Here is a 26,900-nt window from a genome sequence, read left to right as displayed (position 1 = left end):
GCGGTCTATTTGCCGCCGCGGCGCCGGCGTTGCTGGCCGAGCCCCATCTTCTTGGCGAGCTGCGAGCGCGCCACCGCGTAGTTCGGCGCCACCATCGGATAATCCGGCGCCAGGCCCCATTTGTCGCGGTATTGCTCCGGGGTCATGTTGTACTGCGTGCGCAGATGCCGCTTCAGCGATTTGAAGCGCTTGCCGTCCTCCAGACAGACCAGATAATCCGCCGTCATCGACTTCTTCAGCGACACCGCGGGCTTCGCCGGCTCCGGCGGCGGCTCGACCTTGCCGGCCGACACCCGCACCAGCGCCGCATGAATCTGCCCGATCAGGCCCGGCAAATCCGCGGCCGGGGTCGGGTTGTTGCTCACATAGGCGGAGACGATGGTCGCCGTGAGATCGATGAAGCTTTTACCCGTGCTGTCGGTCATGACCTTGAACTTTGCTGACGCCTGAAACTTTGCCGACGCCTGATCTGTGGATACGGTGGCGAGAAGTCGCAACGGCTCGGCGCCCCGAGGCATGCCCGGAACGGACCAAGATACCACGACCGGCGCTTGCGGATCGCTGCCTTTACTCGCCGATTATTGGCGATTGCTTTGCGCAAGACAAGAACAACGCTGCCATGCGGCGGCTTTATTTCGCTTTGCAAGTGTTGCGCAATAAACCCCGGTCAACTGCGTTGGTCGAGGTGCGACCGCAGTTCGTCGATCGAGGCGAAGTGCATCTTGCCCTCGGGCATCTCGGCTTCGATCGATCCGTCTGAATATAACGAATAGGCCATGCCATCAACCACGCCGGACTTCAGCACCGTGACCTGCGGCGCCGCTTCGGGCCCGTCGGAGGCCGGCACGGCCGGCTCGTTGGCCGCGGTCGGGTCATGCGCCTCGGCCCCGGGGAAAAGCCGGGCGCGCAGCGGCTCGGGGCGGGCGCGCTCGGTTTCCGGCCAGGCTTCTTCGAAGGTGGTGCGGCGCGGCTCGTTCGCCAACAGCGGCAGCTCCGGAAGCCCTGCGGCCGCCGCCTCGCCGGCCTGTGCGGCGCGTGCTGCGCGTTCGCGCTCGCGGCGGCTGGAGGCGAACAACAGGTTGCGCCGCTGCTTCTGCGTCGATTCGCTCGGCGCTGACGCTTCGGACTCAGCCGTGGGCTCGGGCTCAGGCTCCGGCTCCGCGGATCGCGGCGGCGGCGCGCTGCGGGTCCGGCCGCGGTCCCGCGCGATCTCGTCGCGCCACGGCGGCGGCGAGCCGGACTCGGCCGACGCCGCGGATCTGTCCGTCTCCGCACGCTCGGTGGTCCGCGCGGGCGAACTCGCGCTCGCCGAACTGTCCGGGCGCTCGGTCGAGGGCCGGTCGCGGCTGAACAGGAAGGTCTCGCCCTCGCCCGGCGCACGGTCCGGCACCGGCGGATCCAGCGGCGGCAGTCGTCGCGCCGGGATATTGGATTGCGGTGCAGTAGCGGTGGCGGCGGGCGCTCCCAAGACGGTTGCGCGCAGCGCACTCGCCGCCGCACGCATTCCGAGCATCAATGCGCCGGTGGACGCCACGATGGTGCCGCACAGGATCAGCGTGTTGCCGAAGCTGAATTCCTTTACCGGGATACCGAACGCGATCGCCGTCAGCCCGGTGACGAGCAGGCCAAATCCGGCCACCAACAGCAAAATCATTCTCTACTCCACGCCGCCGCCGCGTCCGCGCGTCAGCCATTGCCAAGATAACGTCATAGGGCGCGGGTCGCCAACCTGCAATTGGCGGTGTGGTTTTCAAACAACTTGTTGTCTTCAGCTGCCGTTCATCAGATGCCGGCTATGAAAAACGCCAGGTTCACCGGCGTCACACGCTTTTGCATGGCAGCATGCGAAGGATAAATTGCGCCGTAATTACAAATTACTTGGTGACGGAAATGGGCTATAGACGCCCCGGGAATGGGCCCGACGCGCCAAACTGTTGGGTCACTGGGACGCTGGGTTAATCAACGGTCATGTCAGCCATAACGACTTCTTCCTTCGATACGCCCGTGCGGCGCTCGGCGGAACGAACTTGCGACGACCTTTCGATCGCGGTGCTCGCCGTGGTCAGCCTGATCGCAGGGCTGACATTTCGCGACTACGGCCTCGGCTGGGACGACTACACCCACGCCGAATATGCCGATCTGCTGCTGCGGATGTACGGCTCCGGCTTCCGCGACACCGCAGCGCTGTCGTTCGCCAATCTCTACATGTATGGCGGCGGCTTTGATATCGCGGCGGCGCTGCTGCACAAGATCATTCCGCTGGAATTGTTCGAAACCAGACGGCTGCTCGGCGCCGTGGTCGGCGTCATCGGTCTGGCGGTGACCTGGCGGCTGGCGCGCCGCGTCGGCGGCCCGTTCGCCGGGCTCTCGGCGCTGTTGCTGCTGGCGCTGTGCCCGACCTTCTACGGCCACATGTTCATGAATCCGAAGGATGCGCCGTTCGCCGTCGCGATGGTGATCCTGATGCTCGGCCTGGTCCGCCTCGCCGAAGAATATCCCCGGCCCTCGCCGCAAACGGTGCTGATCGTAGGCCTCGGCGCCGGGCTGTCGATCGGCTCTCGGATCCTCGGCGGCCTGGCGCTGGTCTATGCGCTGATCGGCTTTATCCCGCTGCTGATCGAGGAAGTCCGCAGCAACGGCCTGCGCGAAGCCGGCCGCCGCTTCGCCTCGATGAGCTTCGCGCTGATTCCCGGCCTGATCTTCGGCTATCTGGTGATGGGGCTGATCTGGCCGTGGTCGATCATGGAGCCGGCCAACCCGCTGCGCGCCCTGACCTACTTCTCGCACTTCTTCGAAAAGCCCTGGAAGGAGATGTTCGACGGCGCGCTGGTGTCGGTGCCCGACATGCCGTGGTCCTATCTGCCGACGCTGTTCGCGCTGCAATTGCCCGAAGTGCTGCTCGCCCTCGCCGCCGGCGGCGTGGTGATGACCATCGTGGCGCTGTCGCGGAACAACGAGACGCCGCGGCGCAAGACCATCCTGTTGATGCTGACGGTGGCGGCGACGCTGCCCTTGATCATCGCCATGGTGAAACGCCCGGCGCTGTACAACGGCATCCGCCACTTCATCTTCGTGATCCCGCCGATGGCGGTGCTGGCCGGCGTCGCGCTGGCGCGGCTGATGGACTGGATCGGCGCCCGCCACCTCGGCTCGCAGGCCGCGGCGGTGGCGATCTTCGGCTTCGGGCTGATGCTGCCGCTGGCCGAGATGATCCGGCTGCATCCCTATCAGTACACCCACTTCAACCACGTCGCCGGCACCGTGCGCAGCGCCGAATCGCTGTTCATGCTGGACTATTGGGGCTTGGCGCTGAAGCAGGCCTCCGACGCGCTGCGCGACGAAATCGCCGAGCGCCAGGAAGTGCCGCCGCGCGGCCGCAAATGGAAGGTCGCGGTGTGCGGCCCGCAGCGTCCGGCACAGGTGGCGCTGGGTCCGGACTTCACCATCGGCTGGGACAGCCAGGCCGCCGACTTCGCCATGACGCTCGGCGAATTCTACTGCAAGGGCCTGAACGCGCCGATCATCGCCGAGATCAAGCGCGACGACGTGGTGTTCGCGCGGGTCTACGACATCCGCAGACAGAGCATCTCCAGCCTGTTGTCGATCCCGGCGCCGTAGCCCCCGGCGCGGCGCCGCCCCCTCTTTGCGTAGAGGCCCGCCCATGCTGACGCGACGACTGTTATTGGCCACCGTTCCAGGCTTCGCCGCATGGTCGGCCGTGGCCGACGACGCGCCGCCGGCGCTGCAAAGCTACGAGCGCGACAGCGGCGGCCGGATCGGCCTTTACGCCGAAAACCTGACGACGGGCACGACGATCGCATGGCGCGCGGACGAGCGTCGGGTGATGTGCAGCACGTTCAAGGCCTCGCTCGCGGCTTTCGTTCTGGCTCGCATCGACCGCGGCGAAGACAGCCTCGACGCCAGGATCGCGTATTCCGCCGCGGACCTGCTCGACTACGCGCCGGTGGCCAAGGAGAACCTTGCCAAGGGCGGACTGACCGTCGACGAGATGTGCAAGGCGATGGTCGAACTCAGCGACAACACTTTCGCCAACCTGTTGCTGGCCCGTGTCGGTGGACCGGCGGCGCTCACCGGCTTCTGGCGCGCGACCGGCGACGGCATCTCCCGGCTCGACCATAACGAACCCGAACTGAACTTCTCGCCGCCCGGCGATCCGCGCAACACCACGACGCCGGTCGCGATGGCGGGCACCCTGCGTCGTGTGGTGTTGGGCGACGTGCTGACGCCGGCGTCCCGCGACCGGCTCACCGGCTGGATGGTGGATTGCAAGACCGGCGCCAACCGGCTTCGCGGCGGCCTGCCGAAGCATTGGACGATCGGCGACAAGACCGGCAACAATGGCATCGACGCCGCCGGCGACATTGCCATCGCCTGGCCGCGCCGCAATGTCCCGGTGGTCATTTGCGCCTATACTCAGGGCGGCACACCCACCAAAGCCCAGCTCGAAGCCGTATTCGCCGCGATCGGGCAGCTCGTCGGCGAGCGGCTGGGCTGACCTCTTCATCGGGCGCGGTGCCTGCACGCCGGTTCCGGGCTCAGCCTCGACGCCAGCTGTCAGAATTGAAACGCCGCCGGTTTTGTTGTAGCTTGGCGTCACATACCTCTGCACGTTCTATCCAAAACGCCGCCCAATCCCGGGCGGCGTTTTTATTTGGCCGTGTCGTGTCCCGGACGCGTTGCAGCGCTTGCGCTGCGACGCGAGCCGGGACACCAGCGGTCATTCCGGGGCGGGCGCAGCGAAGCTGCGCGCGAACCCGGAATCTCGCGACCGAGACGACGCTGAAGGGCTGTTGCAAGATTCCGGGTTCGCTCGCGCTATCGCTCTCGCGCCCCGGAATGACTCGGAGGATGGCGCTCGACGCCCTGCTCCAAGGCCAGTGCTACTTCGGCGCCGCAGCCAGCGCTGCCAGGATCCGCACCCAGGAGCGGATGCCCTTGTGGAAGCTTTTGACGTCGTACTTCTCGTTCGGCGAATGGATGTTGTCGTCGTCGAGCCCGAAGCCGACCAACAGCGTATCGACGTCGAGGATGCGCTTGAAATCCGCGACGATCGGAATCGAAGCGCCGGAGCCGACCAAGAGCGCCTCCTTGCCCCACTCGTCGGTCAGCGCGCGCTTCGCCGCGGCGAGCGGCTTCATGCCCCAGTCGAGCGCGATCGCCGGCGCGTTGGAGTGATCGAGAAACTCCGCCTTGCAATCCTTCGGCAGCCGCGCGGTGACGTAGGCGCGGAACGCGTCGCGGATCTTTTTCGGGTCCTGGCCGTCGACCAGGCGGAACGACACCTTGGCGGAGGCATGCGCCGGGATCACCGTCTTCGAGCCCTCGCCGGTGTAGCCGCCGACGATGCCGTTGATGTCGCAGGTCGGCCGCGACGAGATCTGCTCGATCAACAGCCGATCGGTTTCGCCGGCCGGGATCGACAGTCCGATCGGCTTCAGGAACGACTCCGCGGTGAGGTTGAGCTTCTTCCACTGCTCCAGCACCTCCGGCGGCACGTCCTTGACGCCGTCGTAGAAGCCCGGAATCGTGATGTGACCGTTGTCGTCGTGCAGGCCGCCGAGGATCCGCGTCAGCACCCGGATCGGATTCTGCGCGCCGCCGCCATAGATGCCGGAATGCAGATCGCGATCCGCCGCCTTGATGATCACTTCTTCATAGACCAGCCCGCGCAGCGAGGTAGTGATCGCCGGCGTATCGCGGTCCCACATCCCGGTGTCGCACACCAACGCGTAGTCCGCGGCGAGGTCCCTCTTGTGCTGTTCGAGGAACGCCACGAAATTCTTCGAGCCGACCTCTTCCTCGCCTTCGATCACGATGGTGAGATCGATCGGCAAAGCGCCGGCGACCGATTTCCACGCCCGGCAGGCTTCGATGAAGGTCGAGAGCTGACCCTTGTCGTCCTGTGCGCCGCGCGCCACGATGATCTTGCGGCCGTCGGCATGGTCGGCGATCGCGGGCTCGAACGGCGGCCGATGCCACAGGTTCAACGGATCGACCGGCTGCACGTCGTAATGGCCATAAAACAAGGCGTGCGGGCGATCGCCCGTATTGCCGTTGCCGCGCGCCACGACCGCCGGATGCCCGCCGGTCGGCCGCACCTCGGTGGTGAAGCCGAGCGTCGCGATGTCGGCGGCGAGATGCGCCGCCGCGGCCTTGCAATCCTCGGCGAACGCGGCGTCGGCCGAGATCGATTTGATCCGCAGCAGCGCGAACAAGCGCTGCACGCTGGCGTCGAAATCGGCATCGACACGGTCGAGCACGGACTGCAGTTGCGACGTTTCGGTCATCACGAGTCTTCCTTCTGTAGAATATACAATTAGCGCCGCAGCAGGCCGCCGAGCGCGCCGCGGACGATGGCGCGGCCGACCGAGCCGCCGAGCGAGCCACCGAGCGATTTGCCGAGATCGGCGACCACGCCGCCGACCACCTTGTTGGTGACGGTGCGAGTGACGTCGCGCGCGATCACCTGGCCGGTGGAGAGCTTGCCGCGCTTAACGTTGGTGCCGAAGATCGTGCCGACGATGGCGCCGAGCTGCCCCAGCACGCTGCCGTCGCCGCCGTTCTGCGCGGTCGCGGAGGTGCCGGCGACGCGCTTCTGCAGCATCTCATAGGCCGAATCGGAGTCGATCGCGGTGTCGTATTTGCCCTTCAGCGGGCTCGCATCCATGATCGCCTTGCGTTCCTGCGCGGTGATCGGCCCGATCCGCGCCGACGGCGGCCGCACCATGATGCGCTCCACCATCGCCGGCGTGCCGTTGCCCTCGAGGAACGACACCAGCGCCTCGCCCTTGCCGAGTTCGGTGATCACTTGCGCAGTGTCGAGCTTCGGATTGGGCCGGAAGGTCTGCGCCGCGGCGTTGACCGCCTTCTGATCGCGCGGCGTGAACGCGCGCAGCGCGTGCTGCACGCGGTTGCCGAGCTGCGCCAGAACCTTGTCCGGCACGTCGATCGGATTCTGCGTGACGAAGTAGACGCCGACGCCTTTAGAACGGATCAAACGCACCACCTGCTCGATCTTGTCCATCAGCGCCTTCGGCGCGTCGTTGAACAACAGATGCGCCTCGTCGAAAAAGAACACCAGCTTCGGCTTCGCCAGATCGCCGGCCTCCGGCAATTCTTCGAACAGTTCCGACAGCATCCACAACAGGAAGGTGGCGTAGAGCTGCGGCGACTGCATCAAGCGGTCGGCGACCAGGATGTTGATGTTGCCGCGGCCGTCGCGATCGCTGCGCATGAAATCCTTCAGCGCCAGCGCCGGCTCGCCGAAGAATTGCGCGCCGCCCTGGTTTTCCAACACCAGCAGTTGCCGCTGGATGGCGCCGACGCTTTGCTTGGAGACGTTGCCGTATTGCGTGGTCAGTTCGGCGGCGTGCTCGGCGATGAACGACAGCATCGCGCGCAGATCCTTCATGTCGAGCAGCAGCAGCCCCTGCTCGTCGGCGACCCGGAACGCGATGTTGAGCACGCCCTCCTGCACGTCGTTGAGATCCATCATCCGCGACAGCAGCAGCGGACCCATCTCCGAGACGGTGGCGCGCACCGGGTGGCCCTGCTCGCCGAACACGTCCCAGAACACCGTGCTGAATTGATCGGGTTGAAACGCCAGCCCCATCGCCTGGGCGCGCTGCAAAATAAGGTCTTTGGCCTCGCCGACCTCGGAGATTCCCGAGAGGTCGCCCTTGATGTCGGCGGCGAACACCGGAACCCCGGCGCGGGCGAAGCCTTCGGCCATCACCTGCAGCGAAACCGTCTTGCCGGTTCCGGTGGCGCCGGTGACGAGGCCGTGACGATTGGCGAGCGCCAGCGTGAGCCAGGCTATTTCGGTTTCCTTGCCGATGAAAATCTTTTCGTCGGTATCGTCGATACCCTTGTCGGTCGTCGCCATGGTCTCGCATCTCCGCACGTCTTCAGCAGGTCGCCGAACACCATCATCCTAACGTAGGACGCATGAGCTGTGAAACCGTTCTGATCGGTGTCGCTTATCGACCGACGCTTCAGCGCGATGCAACGAATCGGTTTCTCTCATTCGCATATGCACGGAGCTGGGCGCAAAGCTGCGGATAATTTGAGTGAATCCCGCATTCGCTCTTGCAATGTTGCAACACTCGCGGCGCGATGCAGTGGGAATCATCGCGCGCCGTCGCGGATCGCTTGTATTTCACGGCACGCCGGACCAAGATCGTTTCAACAGAAGGATCCGGCAAACAACCGGGTGAGGCGGGGCGCGATGGACGAACTGATTGACAGGCTGACCTCCAAGGTCGGCCTCGAACGCGATGTGGCCGGCAGAACGGTCGGCATCATTCTCGGATTCTTACGTAGCGAAGGCCCTCCCGAAAAAGTCCAAGCCCTGATCGACACCATTCCGGGCGTCGAAGCGTTGATCGAGCCGATGGGCCCCGGCAAGGGGTTCGGCAAGCTGCTCGGCGGCGGCGTGATGGCGCTCGGCGCCAAGCTGATGGGGCTCGGCCTCGGCATGACCGAGATCCAGAACGTCGCACGTGAATTGTTTAGATTTGGCCGCGATAAGATCGGCGCCGAGCAGATGGGCGAGATCATCGCAGGGACACCCGGTCTCAATAAATTCGCTTGAACCTTTGTAACTCCGAGTGTCATGACATATTCGATCAACAAGATTGACGGTCTCACCGTCTATGCAGCCACGAAACTGAAATCGGTCGGGATTCGCACCACGGAAGCGCTGCTCGAGGCCGCGCACACCGTGAAGGGCCGCAAGGCGCTGGCCGCCAAGACCGGCATCTCCGAACAGCAATTGCTGGAATGGGCCAACATCGCCGACTGCATGCGGATTCCCGGCATGGGCAAGGCCAAGGCGCAACTGCTGCGCGCCTCCGGTGTGTCGACGCTGCGCGAATTCACCCTGCGCAACCCCTCGCGGCTGGCGCAAAACATGAAAGAGGCCAACACCAAGCGCAAGCTGGTGCGGGTGCTGCCGTCGGAAAAATCCGTCGGGCAATTGATCGAACAGGCCCGCAAGCTGCCGCTGAAGATTTCGTATTAGTCGCTGCTGGCCGACCACGACCGCCGCGCGCGCAGCACCGTCTCCGACATTCCAGTTGCCACATCCGTGTCCCGGACGCGGTGCCGCGCTTTGGCGCGGCGTCGCGAGCCGGGACCGTTCCAAGCACCGCGTTCCGTAACGACCCCGGATCTGCAGCGCACCACGCCGCTGCGCGGCGCGCTGCACTGCGTCCGGGGCACGCTCCTCGTTCTAACGCGCCTCTTTCTTTTGAATCTTGCTGATGGGTTGCGGCGCCGCCCATCGCTGCAACTTGACTCCGCGATGCGGACCGCGCAAAGCCTGCGCATGATCGCGACGACGACGAGGCCCGCCGCAGCGGCCGCACCGCCAGGTCATCCGCTGTTACAGACTTTGCTCGCGCGGCCGACCCCGGCCGTGATGGGCGTGCTCAACGTCACCCCGGATTCGTTCTCCGATGGCGGGCGGTTTCTTGCGCCCGAGCAGGCGCTGGCGCAGGCCGCCAAACTGATCGCGGACGGCGCCGACATCATCGACATCGGCGCGGAATCCACCCGCCCCTATGGCTCGCAGCCGGTCTCCGCGGCGGAGGAGATCGCGCGGCTGCGCCCGGTGCTGGCCGACCTGGTGGCGCTCGGGACTCCGGTGTCGATCGACAGCATGAAAGCCGAGGTGGTGGCGTTCGCCTTCGCGCAAGGGGTTGCGATCGCCAACGACGTCTGGGGGCTGCAGCGCGATCCCGACATGGCGGACGTTGTGGCCAAGCGCGGTGCGCCGGTGGTCGTGATGCACAACCGCGACGCGGTCGACGGCTCGCTCGACATTCTCAAAGACATCGCCGAGTTTTTCGCGCGCTCACTCGAGATCGCCGCGAAAGCCGGGATTCCGCAAAGCCACATCGTGCTCGACCCCGGCATCGGCTTCGGCAAGACGCCGGAGCAGAGCATGGCGGCGCTGGCGCGGCTCGACGAACTCGCCTGCTTCGGCCTGCCGCTGTTGGTCGGCGCCTCGCGCAAGCGCTTCATCAGCACGGTGTCGCCCTCGGAGCCGCAACAGCGGCTCGGCGGTTCGATCGCCGCGCATCTCATCTCCGTGCAGCGCGGCGCAAAGATCATCCGCACCCATGACGTCGCCGAAACGCTGCAGGCGCTGCGCGTGGCGCAGGCAATCGAGGATCAGCGATGAACGACACCATCTTTATCAAGGGTCTGGTGATCCACGCCCGCCACGGCGTGATGGAGCACGAGACCGAAGTCGGGCAGCGCTTCGTCATCGACCTCGACCTCACCGCCGATCTGCGCGAATCGTCGCGCACCGACCGGCTGTCCGACACCGTGTCGTATTCCAACGTGGTGGCGAGCGCGACCGCGGCGTTCAAGACCACCAACTACCGGCTGTTGGAGCGCGCCGCCGGCGCCGTCGCCGATGCCATTCTCGACGCCTTCCCGCGCATCACCGCGGTGAAGGTCACGGTGCACAAGCCGCACGCGCCGATCGCGGCGATCTTCGACGACGTCGGCGTGATCCTGACCCGCAGCCGCGAGACACGCTCCGGTGCCTGAGGCGCTGATCGCCCTCGGCGGCAATGTCGGCGACGTCCGCGCCACCTTTCGCCGCGCCATTTCGATGATCTGCGGCATGACGCAGGCGGCATTGCTGGCGCGTTCGTCCGACTACGCCACTCCGCCCTGGGGCGAAGAGCAGCAGGACCGCTTCGTCAATGCCTGCATCGCCATCGACACCAGCCTCGATCCGCATGCGCTATTGTTCAGCCTGCACAAGATCGAAAAGCGATTGGGTCGCGATCGCGCCAATGAGCGGCGCTGGGGCCCGCGCACGCTCGATCTCGATCTGCTGGCCTATGACGATGCCTCGATCGTGCAGCACGGGCTGACGCTGCCGCATCCGCGGATGTTCGAGCGCGCCTTCGTGCTGGTGCCCTTGATGGACATCGCGCCCGACCAGTCGATCGGCGGCCGCACCCCGCGCGAGGCGCTGGCCACGCTGTCGACCGAGGGCATCGAGCGGCTGCCGGAGTTGCACTGAGAAAAGCGTGCCCCGGACGCAGCGCAGCGCCCCCTAGCCTTTTGGCCCAAAACAACCGTTTGGCTTGGCGGCCGTCACGTGGCATTTTCCGCGCGCAACAACCATGACGCGCCCGGAGTTTGCTTTCACGATGCCTACCACAACCGACGAGCTGCAGCTGGCGGCCGATTTCCCCCCGGCGACCTATGATGACTGGCGCAAGCTGGTCGATGGCGTTCTCAAGGGCGCGCCGTTCGAGAAGCTGGTCGGCAAGACCTATGACGGGCTGAAAATCGATCCGCTCTATCCGCGCGCGCAAAATGCAGCGCCGATCGCCGCCCGCGCCGCCGCGGCGCCCTGGCAGGTGATGCAGCGGATCGATCATCCGGATGCCGCCAAGGCCAACAAGCAGGCGCTCGATGATCTCGCCAATGGCGCGACGGGCCTTACGCTGGTGTTCGAAGCCGCCAATGGCGCGCGCGGCTTCGGCCTGCCGGCGACCCAGGACGGCATCGCCGCGCTGCTCAAGGACGTCTATCTCGACGCCGGCATCGGCATCGAATTGCAGGTCGGCCCGCAGGCGCGGATGGCGGCGATCTATCTCGCCGAGCACATCAAGGCCGCCGGCATCGACCCGGCAAAATGCGAGATCCGCTTCGGGCTCGATCCGATCGGCGCCTGCGCGGTGTGGGGCACCAGCGCCTATAATTGGTGGGAGATCGCTCCGGCCTTCACCGACGCCATCAAGAAGCTCACCGACGCCGGCTTCAAGGGCCCGTTCGCGGTCGCCGACGGCCGCGTGATCCACGACGCCGGCGGCTCCGAGGTGCAGGAACTGGCCTATGTGCTTTCGGTCGCGGTCAGCTATCTGCGCGCGCTGGACGGCGCCAACGTGCCGCTCGACGCCGCGCGCTCGATGATTTACGCGCGCCTGTCTGCCGACGCCGACCAGTTCCTGACGCTGGCGAAATTCCGCGCGCTGCGGCTGTTGTGGGCGCGCGTTGAGGAGAGCTGCGGCCTTCAGCCAAAGCCCTTGTTCGTCGCCGCCGAAACCGCGTGGCGGATGCTGACGCAGCGCGATCCTTACGTGAACATGCTGCGCAATACGGTCGCGACCTTCGCGGCCGGTCTTGGCGGCGCCAATTCGGTTGCCGTGCTGCCGCACACCGCAGCACTCGGCCTGCCCGACGCCTTCGCGCGCCGCGCCGCGCGTAATACCCAGCTGGTGCTGCTTGAGGAATCCAACCTCGACAAGGTGTCCGATCCGGCCGCCGGCTCCGGCGGCATCGAGGCGTTGACGAAACAACTCTGCGACGCCGCCTGGACGCTGTTCCAGGAGATCGAAAAGACCGGCGGCGCGTTCTTCGCGCTCGGCGAAAACCTGCTGCAGCCCAAGGTGGCGGCGACCCGCGCCGCGCGGCAGGCGGCGATCGCCAAGCGCCGCGACGTACTCACCGGCGCCAGCGAATTCCCCAACCTGCACGAGCCGCGCGCCGCGGTGCTGAAGGTCAAGCCGGTCGAAGCCCAGCCCTACGGCAAGGACAAGATCAAGTTCAACCCGCTCGCCCCGATCCGGCTGGCGACGCCGTTCGAAGCGTTGCGCGACAAGTCCGATCACCTGCTGGCCCGCAAGGGAGCGCGGCCGAAAGTGTTTCTGGCGAGCCTCGGCACCCCGGCGGATTTCACCGCCCGCGCCGGCTTCGCCAAGAGCTTTTTCGAGACCGGCGGCATCGAAGCGGTCGACACCGAGGGCTTTCTTGCTTCACCTCTCCCCTCCGGGGAGAGGTCGACCGGCGAAGCGCAGCGTAGCCGGTCGGGTGAGGGGGCGATTGCTTCCATCGCCGACCGTAACCCCTCACCCGCTCCTTCGCCTTCGGCTCAGGAGCGACCTCTCCCTATGGGAGAGGTGAAGGCGGCGTTCGCGTCGCTCGCAAGCGCCTTCACCGCCTCGGGTGCCGCGCTGGTCTGCCTGTGCTCGTCCGACAAGGTCTATGCGACGGCGGCGATCGACGCCGCCAAAGCCCTTCACGCCGCCGGCGCCAAGCATATCTATCTGGCAGGCCGCCCCGGCGACCAGGAAGCCGCCTATCGCGAGGCCGGGGTGACCGATTTCATTTTCGCCGGTGCCGACGCGCTGGCGATGCTGATCGACGCTTACCGGCGGCTGGAGTGACCATGACTTCGGCGACCGCGCCCCGGCTGACCGGCGGCTGCCAATGCGGCGCGATCCGCTTCGCGCTGCGGGCACCGCCAGAGATCGTCAGCATCTGCCATTGCCGGATGTGCCAGAAGGCCAGCGGCGCGCCGTTCGCCGCATTCGCCGAGATCGCACGCGAGGATTTCGCCTGGACCCGCGGTCAGCCGGCCGCGTTCCGCTCCTCCTCGATCGCCGAGCGCGGTTTCTGCGCCGCCTGCGGCACGCCGCTGAGCTACCGTCGGCTCGCGGGCGCTTCGATCGAGATCATGACCGGGACCTTCGACCGGCCCGAATTGCTGGTGCCGACGCTGCAATTCGGCACCGAATCCCGGCTCGGCTGGGTCGGCAGCATCGCCGGTCTGCCGAGCAAGACCACGCTGCAGAACTACGGGGCGGAGCGGCTCGCGAGCGTCGTGAGCTACCAGCACCCCGACCACGATTAGGACCACTGACGCGCCGCCCCACCAGTGATAGGCTCGGTGGCGCATAACAGGCAGGATGAGATGAGCCAGATTCCGAATTTCGCCGACGTCGCATTCCAGACCGCGGCGACCGCGCCGATGGCCGGCAGCGCCGAACCCTGGCTGACGCCGGAAGGCATTCTGGTCAAGCCGGGCTATTCCGAGGCCGACCTCAAAGGCATAGACTTCCTCGACACCTATCCGGGCATCGCGCCGTTTTTGCGCGGCCCCTACCCGACGATGTACGTCAACCAGCCCTGGACCATCCGGCAATATGCCGGCTTCTCCACCGCGGAAGATTCCAACGCGTTCTATCGCCGCAATCTCGCCGCCGGGCAAAAGGGCCTGTCGGTGGCGTTCGACCTCGCCACCCACCGCGGCTACGATAGCGATCATCCGCGGGTGTCCGGCGACGTCGGCATGGCGGGCGTGGCGATCGATAGTATCTACGACATGCGCACGCTGTTCGCCGGCATCCCGCTCGACCAGATGAGCGTGTCGATGACCATGAACGGCGCGGTGCTGCCGATCCTGGCGCTGTTCGTCGCCGCCGCCGAGGAACAGGGCGTGCCGCCGGAGAAACTCTCCGGAACCATTCAGAACGACATTCTGAAAGAGTTCATGGTGCGCAACACCTACATCTACCCGCCGGCGCCCTCGATGCGGATCATCTCCGACATCTTCGCCTACACCTCGGCGAAGATGCCGAAGTACAATTCGATTTCGATTTCCGGCTATCACATGCAGGAAGCCGGCGCGACGCAGGACCTCGAGCTCGCCTATACGCTGGCCGACGGCGTCGAATATCTGCGTGCCGGCATTGCGGCGGGCCTCGACGTCGATCGCTTCGCACCCAGACTGTCGTTCTTCTGGGCGGTCGGCATGAACTTCTTCATGGAGGTCGCGAAGTTGCGCGCGGCGCGGCTGTTGTGGGCCAAGCTGTTGACGCAGTTCAACCCGCAGAATCCGAAGTCGCTGAGCCTGCGCACGCATTGCCAGACCTCGGGCTGGTCCTTGACCGCGCAGGACGTCTACAACAACGTGATGCGCACCACCATCGAGGCGATGGCGGCAACCCAGGGCCACACCCAGTCGCTGCACACCAACGCGCTCGACGAAGCGCTGGCGCTGCCGACCGACTTCTCGGCGCGGATCGCCCGCAATACGCAATTGTTCCTGCAGCAGGAGAGCGGCACCAACCGGATCATCGATCCGTGGGGCGGCTCCTACTACGTCGAGCGGCTGACCCGCGACCTCGCGGCGAAAGCCTGGGGCCATATCCAGGAGGTCGAGAGCCTCGGCGGCATGGCGAAAGCCATCGAAGCCGGGGTGCCGAAGCTGCGGATCGAGGAAGCTTCCGCCAAGACCCAGGCGCGGATCGACGCCGGCCGTCAGGCGGTGATCGGCGTCAACAAGTACAAGCCGGTGGACGAAGCGCCGATCGACGTGCTGAAGGTGGAGAACTCCACCGTGCGCCGGCTGCAGATCGACAAATTGAAGCGGCTGCGCGGCGAACGCAGCCAGGCCGACGTCGATGCTGCGCTGAATGCGCTGACGCGCTCGGCCTCGGAAGGCAACGGCAATCTGTTGGCGCTCGCCATCGACGCCGCGCGGGTCAAGGCCACCGTCGGCGAAATTTCCGACGCGATGGAAAAGGTGTTCGGCCGGCATCGCGCCGAGATCCGCTCGATCACCGGCGTCTACAAGCGGGAGGCCGCCACCATGTCGAACCGGGTTGAGAAACTGAAGGCGCTGATCGATGCGTTCGAGGACGCCGAGGGCCGCCGCCCGCGCATCCTGGTCGCCAAGATCGGCCAGGACGGCCACGACCGCGGCCAGAAGGTGATCGCCTCGGCGTTCGCCGACATCGGCTTCGACGTCGACATCGGGCCGCTGTTCGCCACCGCCGAGGAAGCCGCCAAGCAGGCGGTGGAGAACGACGTCCACATCCTCGGCGTCTCCTCGCTCGCAGCCGCCCATCTCACCGCGGTGCCGGAACTGAAGGCGGCGCTGAAGAAGCAGGGCCGCGACGATATCATGATCATTATCGGCGGCGTGATGCCGCCGCAGGACTACGACACGCTGTACAAGGCCGGCGCCGAGGCGATCTTCCCGCCCGGCACGGTGATCGCCGACGCCGCCGAGGAGCTGATCCACAAGCTCAACGCGCGGCTCGGGCACGCCGAGGCGGCGGAGTAGCACGCATGAGGCATGTCGGCATCACCGACGCGAAATCCCAGCTGGATGATCTGCTGGCAGAGGTCGAGTCGACCGGGGATGACGTGATCATCACCCGCGATGGCGTCGCGGTGGCGCGGCTGATCCGAGAGGGATCGCCGGAGCGGCATGAACTGCCGCCGGCTGCGATTGAACGGCGCCGCGAGGTGATCGATAGGATCAGGCGGCGCGCTGCGACAATCAATCTCGGTGCGACGCAGCAGGAGATCAAGCAATGGATCAATGAGGGGCGCCATTGATCGTTCTCGACGCGTCGATGGCGATTGCGTGGCTGCTCAACGAGTCCAGTTTCTCGGACGAGGGGTTCAATGAACTAATTGCGACCGAGTCAATCGTCGTCCCTGCTCATTGGTCAGCCGAGGTCGCCAATGCGCTGCTCGTCAATCTGCGAAGGAAACGTATCTCGGAGGAAACGCTGGCGGCCGTGGTCGGCGATCTCGGAGCGCTCGATATTTCCGTTCAGTCCGCGGTTTCGACCGGCCGACTCTCGGACCTCATAGGCTTTGCCCACCGTCACGGGCTAACGTCTTATGACGCCGCTTATGTCGAGCTGGCGCTCGAGCGCAGCGCTCGGCTCGCAACCCTCGATCAGCAAATGCGGCGAGCGGCCGCCACCCTTGAAATCCCATTGATTCCGAAGGCTGGTATCTAGCAGCCCCGGTGCCGCGGACGGCTTCACGACAGCTGCCGGATCGCGCGCAACGTGCTAGAATATCGCCATGACCGACGTCGCCGACATCACGCTGGATGCCATTCTCGCCAAGCTGCGCGAACTGACCCCCGCGCTGCAGGCGCTGGGCATCGTCCGACTCAAGGTATTCGGCTCGCGCGTCCGCGGCGACCATCGGCCGGACAGCGACCTCGATCTCCTGGTCGAGACCACCGGCTATGACGGAACGCCGAATTTCGATCTATTCAAGGTGATGAACCTGATCGAGGACGAGATCGGGATTTGGCCCCACGTCATGACGCCAAACTCTCTGACACCGCGGATCCGCGAACGCATGGCCGACGACCTGATCGAGGTGTTTTGATGCCGCCCTCGGTGGAAGACCGGCTGCAGGATATTCTTCGAACGACCGCGAAGATCGAGGCGCTCTTGGCAGGTCTGACCCTCGATCAATTCGCCGATGACGAATTGCTGCGCATGGCCATCGAGCGCTATCTGGAGATCATTTGCGAGGCTTCCCGGCGGCTTCCGGAGGCCATCAAGCTGGACGCGCCGGACATCAACTGGCAGGGCATGATCGACTTTGGAAATATCTTGCGGCACGCTTATCGCTCCACCGAGGCCGAAGCGGTTTGGAATATCATCCACAATCACCTGCCGCCTTTGAAGTCGTTCGTCGAACGGCGCATGGCGACGTCTGGCGGATAGCATCATGCATATCTCCCCCACTTCCTTCCATCGAAGGCCGACTGACATGATCTCCTTCCTCCGCGGCTCGCTGGTCGCTTTCGCCGCCCTGGCTTTGCTCACCCCCGCATTCGCCGAGGACGCCAAGCCGGATTTCGCGATCGCCAACAAATCGATCGAGGCCACCGTGCTGCTCGATGGGCCGATCAAGGCCGATCCGGCGCTGGCCGCCGATTGTCTCGCCGAGGGCAAGCGATGGGCGGAGAAGTACCGCGCCGACGCCGACCGCGAGCGCAAGCAGACGCCGGACATGTTCCGCGACGGCGCCTGGACGGTGGAGCGCAAATACGACGTCCGCTCGCTGGTGCACGACCGCTACATCAGCATCGTCCGCACCGATTACACCAACACCGGCGGTGTGCATCCGAACGCCGATGTCGATACCATCCTGTGGGACAAGACCGCGGCGAAGCGGATCAGCATCCGGCCGTTCTTCACCGAGACCGCCGACGGCGGCCCGACCATGACGGCGCTGCGCCAGGCGGTGGTCGCGGCGCTGAAAACCGAGAAACTGAAGCGCGACATTCCCGCCGACGCCGATGCCCACTGGGCCAAGCCGATCGAGCCGAAACTGACCAAGATCGGCGCGGTGACGCTGGCGCCCTCCACCGAGCCCGGCAAGAGTTCCGGCCTGACCTTCCACTATCCGCCGGACGCGATCGGCCCGCACGCCGAGGGCGACTATGTCGGCTTCGTCGCGTGGGATAAGCTGAAGCCGTATCTCACCCCGGAAGGCGTCGCGATCTTCGGCGGCGCCCGGCCGCGCAGCGACGAGGATTGATGCCGCGCGGCCATCGTCCGACACTCACTCCGATGCTCGCGCATTGATTCTCCCGCTAGCCCCCCCGAAGGCGATGATGATGGCTGCAAAGACGACCGCGCGGTCGCTCGACACCGCGACGCTGGCGAGCGAAGTCCGCGCCGGCAATCGCGCGGCGCTGGCGCGCGCCATCACGCTGATCGAAAGCCGCCGCGCCGATCACCAGGCCGAAGCCCGCAAGCTGGTGCAGGCGCTGTTGCCGTTCACCGGCCGGGCGCTGCGGGTCGGCATCACCGGCTCGCCCGGGGTCGGCAAATCGACCACCATCGAGGCGCTCGGCATGGCGCTGGTCGGGCGCGGCCACAAGGTCGCGGTGCTGGCGGTCGATCCGACCTCGGCGCGCTCCGGCGGCTCGATCCTCGGCGACAAGACCAGGATGGCGCAGCTGTCGGCGACCGATCGCGCCTTCATCCGGCCCTCGCCGGCCGCCGGCACGCTCGGCGGCGTCGCCGCCAAGACCCGCGAGGCGATGCTGTTGTGCGAGGCGGCGGGCTTCGACGTGGTGCTGGTGGAGACCGTCGGCATCGGCCAGTCCGAGACCGCGGTGTGCGACATGACCGATTTCTTTCTGGCCCTGATGCTGCCCGGCGCCGGCGACGAGTTGCAGGGCATCAAGAAGGGTCTCGTCGAGCTCGCCGACATGATCGCGATCAACAAGGCCGACGGCGATAACCTCAAGCGCGCCAATCTCGCCGCCGCGGAATATCGCGGCGCGCTGCATATCCTCACGCCGCGCTCGGCGCATTGGCAGGTGCCGGTGGTGACCTATTCGGCGATCGCCGGCCTCGGCATCGAAGAGCTGTGGCAGAAGGTGGTCGATCATCGCGATGCGATGCAGGCGTCCGGCGAATTCGCCGCGCGCCGCCGCGAGCAGCAGGTGAAGTGGATGTGGACCATGCTGGAGGATCGCTGGCAGGCGCGGCTGCGCGCCGATCCGGCGATCCGCGCCAAGGTTCGCAGCACCGAGGCCGCGGTCGCCGAGGGCCAGATCACGCCTGCGCTCGGCGCCGATCAGATCGCGGAGCTACTGACGTGACCATGTGCGGCAGCGTAAAAAGCGCCCTTCAAAAAGCGCCCTCATGGTGAGGAGCCGCGCGGCTTCGCGCGGCGTCTCGAACCATGAGGCCGCGAGGGTTGCGCTTCAACGAGTCGTCCCTGCGCACGCAGGGACCCATACGGCGCGGAGTTGCGTTGTTGCATTGTGGCGAGAAACTTTTCTTCACCTTCGACCCCAGGGGTGATGGGTCCCTGCGTGCGCAGGGACGACCCGCGGAGAGGCCCGCACCCGACTAACACATGAGCGAACCCCGATGACCGCTCCGCTGCGCATCCTGATCACCGGCTTTGGCCCGTTCCCGGGCGCGCCGTATAATCCGACGCCTTCGCTGGTGGCGCGGCTCACCAGGCTGCGCCGCCCCGCGCTCGCCGAGGTCGAACTGATCGGCCACGTCTTCCCGGTGAGCTACGCCGCGGTCGACCGCGAGCTGCCGCAACTGATCGCCAGCCACCGCCCGGACACGCTGCTGATGTTCGGGCTCGCCGCCCGCACGCCGTATCTGCGGATCGAGAGCCGCGCCCGCAATGCCGTCACCATGCTGTGGCCGGACGCCGCGCATGCCCGGGTCCGCAGCGCCGCGATCGTGCCCGGCGCCGATGCGCGCCGGTTCGGGCCGCATACCGGAAAACTGCTGCACGCCGCGCGCGGCACCGGCCTCGACGCGCGGGGGTCGCGCGACGCCGGGCGCTACCTCTGCAACTATCTGTGTTGGCGCGCGCTGGAGGCTACCGACCGCACTCATGGCCCGCGGCTCGCCGCTTTCGTGCATGTGCCGCTGGTGGCGCGTCCCGGCGCGGCCCATGAGCAAGGCGCAGGCCACATCTCCGCCGAGCAGTTGGTTGACGCCGGCGAAGCCGTGCTAATGGAACTGCTGGCGCAGGCCCGCCGCGCCCGGCTGTCCCTCCCCCGCTGACTTTCGGCACGCCGAGGAAACCTGCCGCGGCTTGCGGCGTTGGCCTGTCCGGAGGTTGCCATGCCATACGCGCTGTTCTGCGACGACGCCAAGGTGAGCAAGACCTACCCGACCGAGGCCAATGTGTGGAAACACGCCAAGGAGAGCGGGCTGGTGGTTGACGTCGAACCCAAGGACAACACGCCGACGCCGCGGCGGGTGCTGGATGTCGGCTACGAGATCCGCGAATGCGAGCCGGACCCCGGCGAAAATCCCGAAAAGAACGAATGCGAAGCGCGCGAGCAGCGCGACTTCCAGCTGGCGAGCGGCTCCTAAGCCGTCGCCGTCATTAACCCTGGCGGCAAACATCCCGCCGCGCCCTCTCGCGTAACCGCGCGCGGCCCGGCAAGCTCGGCGACTTCATCGACGTGGAGTGTCGCCATGGCCGTCGATCGCCGCCAGCTGCTCACCGGCGCCGCCGCCTGCTGCGTTGCGGGCGCGCTGCCGCGCCCGGCCGGCGCGGCGCCGCTCACCGCGACCCTCGGGCGCGACGCCAGCCAATACGGCGTTCGGCCGAACAGCCCCGACGATCAGACCAAAGCGCTGCAGCGCGCGATCGACGATGCGGCGCGGGCGCAGACTCCGCTGGCGCTGCCGCCGGGGGTCTATCGCAGCGGCCCGTTGAGCCTGCCGAACGGCGCGCAACTGATCGGCGTGCGCGGCGCCACCCGGCTGTTGTTCAACGGCGGGCGATCGCTGTTCGAAAGCCAGGGCGGCAACGCCATCGAACTGAGCGGCCTCACCCTCGACGGCGCGCAGATCAAGCTGCCGCAGCGCCGCGGCCTGGTGCATTGCCAGCAGGGCCGCGAACTCCGCATCGCGCAATGCACCATCGCCAATTCCGGCGGCAACGGCATCTGGCTGGACAACATCGCCGGCGACGTCAGCGACAACAGCTTCGGCAACATCGCCACCACCGGCATCGTCTCGTTCGACGCCCAGGGCCTGATCGTGGCGCGCAACAGCATTCTGGGCACCAACGACAACGGCATCGAAATCCTGCGCAGCGCGATCGGCGACGACGGCACCCAAGTGCTCGACAATCGCATCGAAGACATCAAGGCCGGGCCCGGCGGCTCCGGACAATACGGCAACGCCATCAACGCGTTTCGCGCCGGCAACGTCATCGTGCGCGGCAACCGGATCCGGAATTGCGATTACTCCGCGGTGCGCGGCAATTCCGCCTCCAACATCCAGATCACCGGCAACAGCGTCAGCAGCGTTCGCGAGGTGGCGCTGTATTCGGAGTTCGCCTTCGAGGGCGCGGTGATCGCGGGCAACACCGTGGACGGCGCCGCGGTCGGCGTCTCGGTGTGCAATTTCAACGAAGGCGGCCGGCTCAGCGTGGTGCAGGGCAATCTGATCCGCAACCTCAAGCCGAAGCGGCCGATCGGCACCGCACCGGACGACGACGCCGGCATCGGCATCTATGTCGAGGCCGATACCGCGGTGACCGGCAACGTGATCGAGAACGCGCCGTCGTTCGGCATCGTCGCCGGCTGGGGCCAATATCTGCGCGACGTCGCCATCACCGGCAATGTGATCCGCAACGCCTTCGTCGGCATCGGGGTGTCGGTGGCGTCAGGCGCCGGCACGGCGCTGGTCGGCAACAATGTGATCTCGGACACCCCGCGCGGCGCGGTGGTCGGGCTCGATCATGCGCGGCCGGTGACGCCGGATCTGGCGTTGCCCGGCGCCGCCAAGTTCAGCCAGGTGGTGCTCGGCAGCAATGCGGCGCGATAATTAAAGCGACGGCCGCAACAAGGGGTAGCGCTGCTGCATCACCACGAGGTCGAGCTGCCGCTCCCAGGAGACCGGCTCCGCCGCGTCGTCGTCCTGCGGCGCCGCCGCCACCGGCTCGGCCGGCTCGACGGGCACCACCGGCGGGGCATGTTGCACCGTGACGGGGCGCGTCGGCGCGGTCCAGGCGGCGGGCGCCTCGCGCGGCAGCGCGGTCAGGCGCGGCTGCAGTTTCGGATTGACGCCGAGCCAGGACAGGTCGACCGGCTGATTGTTCGGGGTGGCTTCGCGGGTCAACAGCCCGCGCCAGGTCTGCACCGCCGATTTGGCCTCCTGGATGTTGTCCAGGAAATCCAGTTCGGTGTGATAGCGCCGCCAGCGCCCGGTCTCGAACAGTTCCGTGAGGTATTCCAGCCGCTGTTCGGCCAAAATGCACCAGCGCTCCACCACAGCGCGGCCGCGGATAACGTCCGATTGCTCGTTCATGAAAGGCGAGTCCAATGGATTTGAAGCTGGACGCTGACGCAACCGGACGAATCGACTCACATTATCGGTAGTATTGTTAACAAAAGTTTACCGTGTCGATCTTGTTGGTATTCCGAGGCCGTCGAAGCCACAGCTTCGACCCGGTTCCGGGCAGCTCCGGGGGGCGGCTTGGCGGCTTTGCAGTTGCGGGAGGTCGGAAAACGAAAGACCCGCCCGGGGGGACAACCGGGCGGGTCAAGCCATATTGGCGCTGGGTGGATGGGCGCTCGCACCAGATATGGCTGGTTGGGAGGGATGGCCGCTCCCACCTCTTTTGGTCGCGGCGGCGGAGGCAAACGTTCAAAGCCTCGGCGTTTTTTACCGCGTCGGGCTCCGGATTTCCGGCGCCGCAACCGCCAGGCTGACGGTGGGCTCGGCCTGCATCCGGGTCATGAGATCGTCGAGCTCGGACGGCGGCATCGCCCGGTCGAACTGCAGCCGAAACACCCCGCCTCGGCTGCCGTCCACGATCCTTGCCCGATAGCTCTCGAGCAATGCGCCGATCTCGTCGACCCGCGCCGCCGGCGTGAACCGCACCAGCGCCTGCGCGGCGGCGTCACGGTCGAGCGCGGCGGCCTGATCGGCACGGACCGGCTGCGGGCGGAGCGCCAAAGCGCCGATGATGCCGGCCTGCACCAACAGCGCCAAGGCGGCCGCCAACGCGGCGCCGGCAATCAAGCGCGGCGACCGGGTGAGTAGTTCGCTCCACGTCGCGCGTGGCGCGGCCTGCGGCGACGGCTCGGCATCGATCGCCGCGAATAGCTTGTCCATGGCCCGCCGCGACGGCGCGCCGAGACTTTCATCGAGGTGGATGATCGCGGCGGATTCGTCGCGGATCGCGGCGAATTGTTTCGCCAGTTCGGGATCGCTCGCCAAGGCCGCCTCGACGGCCCTGGCATCCGACGCATCAAGCGTGCCGGCGGCATGCCAGGGCAACAAGTCCGCGATCGCGCCTGGCTGATGCTGGATCTTCTTGTTCGTCGCTACCATGACCAGCCTCGCTGCACCGGCTGCCTGAAGCAGGTCGCCGACGTCGTACGTCGTGAGAAACGCGCCGAGCGGCGCGTTTCGATCGTGTCGCCACGACCGCCAGACCGTTGCGACACGCGATGAGACATTCATCGGTGCTCCGATAGCGAGGTTGCGCAGGCCGCAGCGCTTCGCACAGCAGGCGCAGCGCGGACATGCGGCACCGTCGCATCGGTACTCAATGGGGGTCCCATAGATTTGTCGCCGGTCCGCAAAAAAGGTTCGATCGCGAACGGTAAAATGCTCCCGCGCGACGCCTGCCGCGAGCGCCGTTTCGCGGCTCGGCGCAAGAGAATATACCTACACGATCAGACGCTTAGTCGTGACCTAGGATTTTTACGAGGTCGCCGCAAGGATACCAAACCTAAAGGCTTTGTGTTTAGCGTCTTAGGCCTCCTCTCATCTGCCGGCCGGACCCATGGGCGCCACCACTTCACCCTTCTCAGATTCCCTGGGCGTATCCAGCGCAGGCCATGTGCGCCCCGCGGCGATTCTGGCCAAACGCGCCCGGCATCGGCGCCGAATGCTCGATCTCGCCGGGCTGAGCTACGTCATCGATGCCGGCATTCTGCTGATCTATGCCGCGGCCGGCACGGTGCCGACGATCGTCGGCCCGGCGCTCGCGGGCTGCGGATTGGCGACGGTGGCGATCTTCCTGGCGCTGTCGGAATTCGGCATCAGCGATCGGTTGCGCGATCATTATTGCGTGGTTCCGCAAGCCACCATCAACCTCGTCATCATGCTGAGCTTCGCCGAGCTGTTTCCGCAGGTCGGCGTGCTGTTTCTGTGCTCGCTGTTCGTCGTCTACGGCTTCAGCTCGCTGCGCTCGACGCCGCGCCAGGCGGCGATCGCCTGGACCTTGCTGGCGATCGGACTGACGGCGCTGTTTGTGTTGAGCGCCCCGCCGATCACGCTGCCGATGGGCAGCACGATGGAGCGCTTCGCCACCATGCTGGTGTTCCTGCTGGCGCTCGGGCGCTGCATGTATATCGGCGTGCTGGCCGCCACGCTGCGCGACAAGCTCTACAAGCGCGGCGTCGAATTGAAGGCCACCTACCGGCGGATCGAAGAGCTTGCCGAGCTCGACGAACTCACCGGCGCTTATAACCGCCGCTGCATCATGCGGATGCTGGACGACGCGCTTCTGCGCGCCCGCGACGACGCGATGCCGCTGACCATCGCGCTGATCGACCTCGACTGGTTCAAGCGGATCAACGACCTTTACGGCCATCCGACCGGCGACGAGGTGCTGCGGACCTTCGCGATCACCATCTTCGCCAACATCCGCGAGGTCGATCGGTTCGGCCGCTACGGCGGCGAGGAATTTCTGCTGGTGCTGCCCGGCACCACCCAGGACGGCGGCTATCCGATCCTGGAGCGGCTGCGCGAGATCGTGGCGGCGCTCGATTGGAGCGCGTTCTCCGAGGGCATGGCGGTGACGATGTCGGTCGGGATCGCCACGCTGGATGACGATGAAACCCCGGAGGCGCTGCTCGCCCGCGCCGACGACGCGCTCTACGAAGCCAAGGCGCACGGCCGCAACCGCGTCGTGCAGGCGCGCCCGGCTTGCGGCGACGCGCTGTCGGTCCGTGCCATGTCGCGGGCCCGCGACCTTCGAGTTTGACCATGATGTTGAAAGCCAAGGCCGCGTCCGAGAACCTGCTCGACGAATTGCAGGACACCCTTACCCACGGCCCGGTGGCGCGCCGGGTGGAGACGTTGCGCCGCGTCACCGATCTGTTCATCAACGGTGCGGTGGACTATTCCGACGACCAGGTGGCGTTGTTCGACGACGTGTTCGCGTGCCTGGTGCGGCATATCGAGGCCAAGGCCAGAGCGCTGCTGGCGCAGCGGCTGGCGCCGATCGTCAAGGCGCCGCCGCGCATCATCCGTCACCTCGCGTCCGACGATTTGATCGAGGTCGCGGCCCCGGTGCTGACGCAGTCGACCCAACTCGACGACCGCGCCCTGATCGCGACCGCCCGCAGCAAGAGCCAGGGCCACATGCTGGCGATCTCCAAGCGGCAGGTGTTGAGCGGCGCGGTGACCGAAGTGCTGGTCGAACTCGGCAACACCGAGGTGGTGCACTCGACCGTCAACAATCCCGGCGCCGAGTTCTCCGAGCAGGGTTATTCGACCCTGGCGTGGCGGGTCGAGAGCGACGACAATCTGTCGGCGCTGGTCGGCATGGTGTCGTCGATCCCGCGGCACCACTACCTGAAACTGATCGCCAAGGCCTCGGTGTCGGTGCGCTCGCGGCTGCAGGCCGCGCATCCGCAGGAGGCCGGCGAAGTCGCCAGCGCGGTGCGCGAGGCGTCGCGGCGCGCCCGGCTGGCGCCCGCCGCGATGAGCCGGGAAACCGTGATCGCGCACGGCCTGGTGCGCGCGCTGCACGAGGACGGCCGGCTCAACGAGCACCTGCTCGGCGGCTTTGCCGAAGAGGGCAAGTTCGACGAGACCAACGCGGCGCTCGCCTGCATGGCCAATGTCACGGTGTCGGTCGCCGAATCGATGATGATCGAGTCGCGCGCCGAGGGCGTGCTGATCCTCGCCAAGGTCGCCGGGCTGTCGTGGACCACGGTGTGCGCGATCATCAATCTGCGCAACGAGCTCGCCGGAATGAAGCGCAGCGATCTCGACGCGTTCCGGCTGACCTACGAGCAGTTGCGGCCGACCACGGCGCAGCAGGTGCTGCGCTTCCACCGGATGCAGCAGGAGACCGCGCAGGCCGCCGCGCGCGACGACAGCAGCAGCACCGGCTGATCGCCGACTGCGATCAGTAGCGCAGCGCCCGCGATCCGATCGCGGCGCCGAGCAGCGTCACCAGCGCCACCGCCAGCGTGTACCAGGTCGCCACGAACAGCGGCGAATCGTCGATGCAATGCGCGGCGTAAAGCGCGGCCGCCAATCCCGAGGCCAACAGGCCGGCGATCGCTCCGGCCAGCGCCGGACGTTGCGGCGCGCCGGCGCGCAGTCCGATCAGCGCCGCGGCTAAGAGTGGCAGCGCCAGCGCCGGGATCGAGGCCATGCACAGCAGCGCGTTGTGGCCCATCAGCCGCGTCATCGCCGGCACCGGCGGCGGCGCCGCCGCCTCGGCGACGATGCCGAGCGCCAGCAGGCTGACCGGAATCAGCAACAGCCACAGCCAGCGCCGCGGCAGCCGCTGCGGCTGCGACGCCTGCAGGGCGATCGGCAGCGCGGCGAGCGCCAGCGCCAGCGTCACCACGAATTTCAGATCGAAGAACGGATTGTGCGTTGCCTGCATGAAATCCGGGCGCAGTCCGAGCGTCGCCAACAGCAGCGCCAGCGAGATCGCGAAGCCGACCGGCACCGCGATTGCCAGCACCCGTGCGGGCGGCCGGGTCGGATAGCCGTTGTCGGCGGCCAGCGTGGCGATCAGGCGCTCGGTGTCCATCA

28 protein-coding genes are annotated in these 26,900 nt (G+C 66.5%); 21 read left to right on the top strand and 7 right to left on the bottom strand.

Features of this window, described 5'->3' with window-relative positions; genetic code table 11:
• Positions 1 to 5: 5 nt before the first annotated feature.
• Together HNR60_RS12625 and HNR60_RS12620 are read right to left on the bottom strand one after the other, a co-directional pair.
• The gene (locus HNR60_RS12625) at positions 6 to 425 is read right to left on the bottom strand and encodes a Ros/MucR family transcriptional regulator (RefSeq protein ID WP_184257964.1); all 420 of its coding nucleotides are present in this window, start codon (positions 423 to 425) and stop codon (positions 6 to 8) included.
• 242 nt (positions 426 to 667) lie between these two features.
• Positions 668 to 1,654, bottom strand: a complete 987-nt coding sequence (locus HNR60_RS12620) for a hypothetical protein (RefSeq protein WP_184257962.1) — start codon at positions 1,652 to 1,654, stop codon at positions 668 to 670.
• 314 nt (positions 1,655 to 1,968) lie between these two features.
• On the opposite strand from HNR60_RS12620, the gene HNR60_RS12615 reads away from it, so the two are divergent.
• Both HNR60_RS12615 and bla read left to right on the top strand, forming a co-directional pair.
• Positions 1,969 to 3,618 carry a glycosyltransferase family 39 protein gene (locus tag HNR60_RS12615; protein ID WP_184257960.1) on the top strand — a complete coding sequence of 550 codons (1,650 nt, stop codon included), beginning with the start codon at positions 1,969 to 1,971 and terminating at the stop codon, positions 3,616 to 3,618.
• Between the two features lie 43 nt (positions 3,619 to 3,661).
• Positions 3,662 to 4,516 carry a class A beta-lactamase gene (gene bla, locus HNR60_RS12610; RefSeq protein WP_184257958.1) on the top strand — a complete coding sequence of 285 codons (855 nt, stop codon included), beginning with the start codon at positions 3,662 to 3,664 and terminating at the stop codon, positions 4,514 to 4,516.
• A gap of 385 nt (positions 4,517 to 4,901) precedes the next feature.
• Here bla and HNR60_RS12605 read toward each other — a convergent pair whose 3' ends face one another.
• Both HNR60_RS12605 and HNR60_RS12600 read right to left on the bottom strand, forming a co-directional pair.
• Positions 4,902 to 6,308 (bottom strand): M20/M25/M40 family metallo-hydrolase, encoded by a 1,407-nt coding sequence (locus tag HNR60_RS12605; RefSeq protein ID WP_184257956.1) that lies wholly within the window; start codon positions 6,306 to 6,308, stop codon positions 4,902 to 4,904.
• A gap of 29 nt (positions 6,309 to 6,337) precedes the next feature.
• Entirely contained in the window at positions 6,338 to 7,906 is a 1,569-nt protein-coding gene (locus HNR60_RS12600) for a helicase HerA-like domain-containing protein (protein ID WP_184257954.1), read from the bottom strand.
• 342 nt (positions 7,907 to 8,248) lie between these two features.
• On the opposite strand from HNR60_RS12600, the gene HNR60_RS12595 reads away from it, so the two are divergent.
• From HNR60_RS12595 to HNR60_RS12510, 17 genes are all read left to right on the top strand, one after another.
• A complete protein-coding gene (locus HNR60_RS12595) occupies positions 8,249 to 8,614 on the top strand; it encodes a DUF2267 domain-containing protein (RefSeq protein WP_184257952.1) in 366 nt (121 codons plus the stop codon).
• Positions 8,615 to 8,635: 21 nt separating this feature from the next.
• Complete coding sequence (locus HNR60_RS12590) at positions 8,636 to 9,043, top strand: DUF4332 domain-containing protein (RefSeq protein ID WP_184257950.1); 408 nt, start codon at positions 8,636 to 8,638, stop codon at positions 9,041 to 9,043.
• A gap of 306 nt (positions 9,044 to 9,349) precedes the next feature.
• Positions 9,350 to 10,207: a dihydropteroate synthase gene (gene folP / locus HNR60_RS12585; RefSeq protein ID WP_184258038.1), complete on the top strand. Its 858-nt coding sequence runs from the start codon at positions 9,350 to 9,352 to the stop codon at positions 10,205 to 10,207.
• Positions 10,204 to 10,584, top strand: coding sequence for a dihydroneopterin aldolase (gene folB, locus HNR60_RS12580; RefSeq protein ID WP_184257948.1), 381 nt, complete (start codon positions 10,204 to 10,206; stop codon positions 10,582 to 10,584). The genes folP and folB overlap by 4 nt, the downstream gene beginning before the upstream one ends.
• The gene (gene folK / locus HNR60_RS12575) at positions 10,577 to 11,068 is read left to right on the top strand and encodes a 2-amino-4-hydroxy-6-hydroxymethyldihydropteridine diphosphokinase (protein WP_184257947.1); all 492 of its coding nucleotides are present in this window, start codon (positions 10,577 to 10,579) and stop codon (positions 11,066 to 11,068) included. The genes folB and folK overlap by 8 nt, the downstream gene beginning before the upstream one ends.
• Before the next feature lie 130 nt (positions 11,069 to 11,198).
• Positions 11,199 to 13,220 carry a methylmalonyl-CoA mutase subunit beta gene (locus HNR60_RS12570; protein ID WP_246432922.1) on the top strand — a complete coding sequence of 674 codons (2,022 nt, stop codon included), beginning with the start codon at positions 11,199 to 11,201 and terminating at the stop codon, positions 13,218 to 13,220.
• A gap of 2 nt (positions 13,221 to 13,222) precedes the next feature.
• Positions 13,223 to 13,687: a GFA family protein gene (locus HNR60_RS12560; RefSeq protein WP_184257945.1), complete on the top strand. Its 465-nt coding sequence runs from the start codon at positions 13,223 to 13,225 to the stop codon at positions 13,685 to 13,687.
• Between the two features lie 60 nt (positions 13,688 to 13,747).
• Positions 13,748 to 15,904 carry a methylmalonyl-CoA mutase gene (gene scpA / locus HNR60_RS12555; RefSeq protein ID WP_184257943.1) on the top strand — a complete coding sequence of 719 codons (2,157 nt, stop codon included), beginning with the start codon at positions 13,748 to 13,750 and terminating at the stop codon, positions 15,902 to 15,904.
• 5 nt (positions 15,905 to 15,909) lie between these two features.
• The gene (locus HNR60_RS12550; RefSeq protein ID WP_184257941.1) at positions 15,910 to 16,182 is read left to right on the top strand and encodes a type II toxin-antitoxin system Phd/YefM family antitoxin; all 273 of its coding nucleotides are present in this window, start codon (positions 15,910 to 15,912) and stop codon (positions 16,180 to 16,182) included.
• Positions 16,179 to 16,595, top strand: a complete 417-nt coding sequence (locus HNR60_RS12545) for a type II toxin-antitoxin system VapC family toxin (RefSeq protein WP_184257939.1) — start codon at positions 16,179 to 16,181, stop codon at positions 16,593 to 16,595. The genes HNR60_RS12550 and HNR60_RS12545 overlap by 4 nt, the downstream gene beginning before the upstream one ends.
• A gap of 67 nt (positions 16,596 to 16,662) precedes the next feature.
• Positions 16,663 to 16,977 (top strand): nucleotidyltransferase family protein, encoded by a 315-nt coding sequence (locus HNR60_RS12540; RefSeq protein ID WP_184257937.1) that lies wholly within the window; start codon positions 16,663 to 16,665, stop codon positions 16,975 to 16,977.
• Positions 16,977 to 17,321 carry a HepT-like ribonuclease domain-containing protein gene (locus tag HNR60_RS12535; protein WP_184257935.1) on the top strand — a complete coding sequence of 115 codons (345 nt, stop codon included), beginning with the start codon at positions 16,977 to 16,979 and terminating at the stop codon, positions 17,319 to 17,321. The genes HNR60_RS12540 and HNR60_RS12535 overlap by 1 nt, the downstream gene beginning before the upstream one ends.
• A 46-nt stretch (positions 17,322 to 17,367) precedes the next feature.
• Positions 17,368 to 18,141 carry a polysaccharide deacetylase family protein gene (locus tag HNR60_RS12530; protein WP_184257933.1) on the top strand — a complete coding sequence of 258 codons (774 nt, stop codon included), beginning with the start codon at positions 17,368 to 17,370 and terminating at the stop codon, positions 18,139 to 18,141.
• Positions 18,142 to 18,220: 79 nt separating this feature from the next.
• Positions 18,221 to 19,216, top strand: coding sequence for a methylmalonyl Co-A mutase-associated GTPase MeaB (gene meaB, locus HNR60_RS12525; protein WP_184257931.1), 996 nt, complete (start codon positions 18,221 to 18,223; stop codon positions 19,214 to 19,216).
• 274 nt (positions 19,217 to 19,490) lie between these two features.
• Entirely contained in the window at positions 19,491 to 20,150 is a 660-nt protein-coding gene (locus HNR60_RS12520; protein WP_184257929.1) for a pyroglutamyl-peptidase I, read from the top strand.
• Between the two features lie 60 nt (positions 20,151 to 20,210).
• A complete protein-coding gene (locus HNR60_RS12515) occupies positions 20,211 to 20,465 on the top strand; it encodes a hypothetical protein (protein WP_184257927.1) in 255 nt (84 codons plus the stop codon).
• A gap of 105 nt (positions 20,466 to 20,570) precedes the next feature.
• Positions 20,571 to 21,932, top strand: coding sequence for a TIGR03808 family TAT-translocated repetitive protein (locus HNR60_RS12510; RefSeq protein ID WP_184257925.1), 1,362 nt, complete (start codon positions 20,571 to 20,573; stop codon positions 21,930 to 21,932).
• Here the strand turns inward: HNR60_RS12510 and HNR60_RS12505 are convergent, their stop codons facing one another.
• Together HNR60_RS12505 and HNR60_RS12500 are read right to left on the bottom strand one after the other, a co-directional pair.
• Positions 21,933 to 22,415 carry a TIGR03809 family protein gene (locus HNR60_RS12505; protein WP_184257923.1) on the bottom strand — a complete coding sequence of 161 codons (483 nt, stop codon included), beginning with the start codon at positions 22,413 to 22,415 and terminating at the stop codon, positions 21,933 to 21,935.
• 357 nt (positions 22,416 to 22,772) lie between these two features.
• Positions 22,773 to 23,444 carry an anti-sigma factor gene (locus HNR60_RS12500; RefSeq protein ID WP_184257921.1) on the bottom strand — a complete coding sequence of 224 codons (672 nt, stop codon included), beginning with the start codon at positions 23,442 to 23,444 and terminating at the stop codon, positions 22,773 to 22,775.
• A 457-nt stretch (positions 23,445 to 23,901) separates the two neighbouring features.
• On the opposite strand from HNR60_RS12500, the gene HNR60_RS12495 reads away from it, so the two are divergent.
• Positions 23,902 to 25,107: a GGDEF domain-containing protein gene (locus HNR60_RS12495; RefSeq protein WP_184257919.1), complete on the top strand. Its 1,206-nt coding sequence runs from the start codon at positions 23,902 to 23,904 to the stop codon at positions 25,105 to 25,107.
• A 2-nt stretch (positions 25,108 to 25,109) separates the two neighbouring features.
• The gene (locus HNR60_RS12490) at positions 25,110 to 26,246 is read left to right on the top strand and encodes a DUF2336 domain-containing protein (protein ID WP_184257917.1); all 1,137 of its coding nucleotides are present in this window, start codon (positions 25,110 to 25,112) and stop codon (positions 26,244 to 26,246) included.
• A 13-nt stretch (positions 26,247 to 26,259) separates the two neighbouring features.
• Here the strand turns inward: HNR60_RS12490 and HNR60_RS12485 are convergent, their stop codons facing one another.
• Complete coding sequence (locus HNR60_RS12485; protein ID WP_184257915.1) at positions 26,260 to 26,898, bottom strand: NrsF family protein; 639 nt, start codon at positions 26,896 to 26,898, stop codon at positions 26,260 to 26,262.
• Positions 26,899 to 26,900: the final 2 nt, after the last annotated feature.

This window comes from Rhodopseudomonas rhenobacensis (assembly GCF_014203125.1).
Taxonomy (GTDB): domain Bacteria; phylum Pseudomonadota; class Alphaproteobacteria; order Rhizobiales; family Xanthobacteraceae; genus Rhodopseudomonas_A; species Rhodopseudomonas_A rhenobacensis.
The sequence above is the reverse complement of the archived record's forward strand: the minus strand, read 5'-3'. Positions and strand labels throughout refer to the sequence as shown.